Below are 3199 nucleotides of genomic sequence, written 5' to 3'. Positions count from 1 at the left end.
TCTTACAATCCTGAAATGAAATTCTTTCTTAACAAACTGACTGTCAGCAATAAGCATCGATACTTTTCCAATCATATAAGAATAACGGTACGAATTGCCGGAACCAATGTAAATGTACGCATGATCTAATTCCTCTCCATTTTCATTATTTACAGAAAGTATTAAACGATAAGGTTGGTTGGGATCATTCCCATAGTTTTTCTTCAGCATACGTTCATAACTCCTGTATTCACGTTCCAATGGTTTGCAAAATGCTTTGTTTGAGGCACTTCCATAATAATATCTGGTACAGGAAGAAAAAATAACTGCAAAAACAAAAAGCATCGCCAACGTATTGAAAATGTATCTTTTATTGAAATCATGCATTTAAACTGTATTTTAATAAGCCTGAAAGATAATCGAAGTTCCGGTAATCACAGGTTAACTTTGAAATAATTGATTATCTTTTTTTATGAACGGGGATGATATTGAATAATGGTATCCTTCAGATAAGAAGTATCAAGGTGGGTATAGATCTCTGTGGTTGTGATGGAAGCATGCCCCAGCATTTCCTGAACTGCCCTGAGGTCGGCTCCTCCATCCACCAGATGTGTAGCAAAAGAATGGCGGAAAGTATGCGGACTTACCTTTTTCCTGATACCGGCTTTTTCACATAAGTCTTTGATAATCATAAAAATCATCACCCTGCTGAGTTTTTTACCAAATCTGTTTAAAAAAACATATTCCTGATATCCTTTGGCAATTTTTCCATGCTTTCTCACGCTATTAATGTACAGCAATAATTGTTTTTTGGCTTCGCTTCCCAATGGGACCATGCGCTCTTTATTTCCCTTTCCGATAATTTTCAGGTAATCATACTGAAAATAAATCTGTGATATTTTTAAGTTAACCAGTTCGCTGACCCTGAGTCCGCAGCCATATAAAACTTCAATGATACAACGGTTTCGTGTGCCTTCAGGAGTTGAGTGGTCTATCTGCCCGACAATGGCATCAATTTCTTCAACCGTCAGAACCACCGGCAGTTTACGGCCAATCCGAGGTAAATCAATCAGATCGGCAGGATTCTGACTGATGACCTGCTCTTCCTGAAGATAGCTGAAAAAATTTCTGATTCCTGATAAAATTCTGGACTGTGAACTGGCCGACAGCCCCATTTCATTTATCCACAAAATAAAACTTCTCAGGGTTTCCTTATCTGTTTTTTCTATGGAAAATCCGTGATTTTTTCCTTCGGTAAAAAGTAAAAGTTTGGATAAATCGTTCAGGTAAGCCTCGACAGAATTAGCCGACAAGCCTCTTTCAAGCTTCAGATAAATCCTGTATCCCTGAATAAAATCTTTGTCCACTGCAGAAATTTATGCAAAATTCTGCATAAGATCAGAGGTTTCAGAAAAAAAATATCCACTGAAAAAGGAAAATGTTATGCCCAGTAAACAATATTAAGGTCGGTCGGAGCCGACATATCGGGATGGGTAGGAAGTACCCTGATGCCATAATTGAACTTTCCGGATTTCTCTGCCACATATTTACAGTTAAAGCTGATTTCGCTTCCTTCTGCTTTTTGCTGTTTCATATTGATTACCTGAATGTTCTCGTTATGAATTCCGCTTTTCTCCGAAAATTTTATTGAATAGTGCTGGGTATCGCGGATAATGATCAGCTGAGCCATGATTTCTTCCGGATTTACCTTCCCAGAATCAACTTCGAGAGAAACGGAAATATGATCTCCCACATTCAGACTGTCGCCATGAGAACCTTTAATACTGATGTTTTTAATATGCACGGTCAGAAACCTGCTTCTGATTGACTTGATCCAATCGGCATACTGATATGCTTTTTCAAAATTGTTTTGAATAAGGCTGTTGAATTTTTTGGCAGCAGGGACATAAAGGCATTCCATATAATCGCGAATCATGCGGTGGGTGCTGTATTCGGAAATGATTGTAATAATGGAGCGTTTCATACGGTCGATCCAGCGCTGGGGAATACCGGCATTGTTGCGGGTATAATATTCCGGTATTATTTCATTTTCAAGCAGGTCGTAAAGGGATTCACTGTCGAAAATCTTTTGTGTATCCGGATTTTTAAGTTGTTTCTTTTCACCGAAAGCCCAGCCGTTGGTGCCATCATAGCCTTCGTCCCACCAGCCATCCAGAATACTGCAGTTGATGACGCCATTAATACCGGCTTTCATTCCGCTTGTCCCCGATGCTTCATAAGGCCGGATAGGATTGTTTAGCCATAAATCAACTCCACTTACCAGTTTTCTGGCCAGCTTGATATCATAATCTTCCAGGAAAATGACCTTGCCAAGAAAATCATCCTGTTTTGAAATCTCAACTATTTCCTTTATAAGCCGGGCACCTTCCACATCATCCGGATGTGCTTTTCCGGCAAAAATAATCTGTACAGGATGGCGGGGATTCAGAATAATTTTCTTAAGTCTTTCAAAATCAGTAAACAACAGATTAGCACGTTTATAGGTGGCAAATCTTCTGGCAAATCCAATGGTCAATTGACTTGGGTTGATGTTAAGCAACAGCTGGTCGAGCAGTGAAGGCTCCTCCCCTTCGCGTGTCCATGTCGAAATAATGACTTCCTTGATGTACTCGAAAAACTTGCTTTTCAGGTTCATGTGCGTCTGCCAGATTTCCTTGTCAGGAATATTATTGATTTTTTCCCAGTAGTTTTTATTCAGCAATTCTTCCTGAAGATTGAGCACCTGATATTTGCTGAAAAGGTTTTTCATTTCTGTTGAAAGCCACGAGGCTGTATGTATCCCATTGGTAATGTGACTAATAGGAACTTCTTCCTGTAAAAATCCTTCCCATATTTTTTCCCACATTTTCCTCGAGACAACCCCATGAAGCTTGCTGACACCATTTTTTCTCAAGGTATTTTTAAGTGCCAGCACCGTCATTTCAAACTCTCCGCCCTTTTCGGTATTATATCCAGCTACATCAAGGATCCTTTCCCATGAAATACCGTTGTTTTCCACATAGCTTTTCAGGTAATTTTCAACCAGTTTATATTCAAAAGTTTCGTTGCCGGCCGGTACAGGGGTATGGGTAGTAAAGACAGTGCTTGACCTGATCACTTCCCTTGCTGCATCAAAATCAAGCTTGTTGTATTTGACCTGATTGATAAAACGCTGGATGATCAGAAATGCAGAATGCCCTTCATTCAGATGATATACAGA

The 3199-nt window shown here is 39.5% G+C and carries 3 protein-coding genes; all 3 read right to left on the bottom strand.

The window, feature by feature from the left end; translation table 11 throughout:
• The coding region (locus GX437_09990; GenBank protein ID NLJ07987.1) for a hypothetical protein at nt 1-366 on the bottom strand (366 nt) is incomplete at its 3' end.
• Between the two features lie 83 nt (nt 367-449).
• Nucleotides 450-1346: a site-specific tyrosine recombinase XerD gene (xerD, locus tag GX437_09985; GenBank protein NLJ07986.1), complete on the bottom strand. Its 897-nt coding sequence runs from the start codon at nt 1344-1346 to the stop codon at nt 450-452.
• 74 nt (nt 1347-1420) lie between these two features.
• Nucleotides 1421-3199, bottom strand: a 1779-nt coding sequence (locus GX437_09980; GenBank protein ID NLJ07985.1) for a glycosyltransferase family 1 protein, incomplete at its 5' end; no start/stop codon positions are given.

The organism is Sphingobacteriales bacterium (genome assembly GCA_012517435.1).
GTDB lineage: Bacteria > Bacteroidota > Bacteroidia > CAILMK01 > JAAYUY01 > JAAYUY01.
The sequence above is the reverse complement of the archived record's forward strand: the minus strand, read 5'-3'. Positions and strand labels throughout refer to the sequence as shown.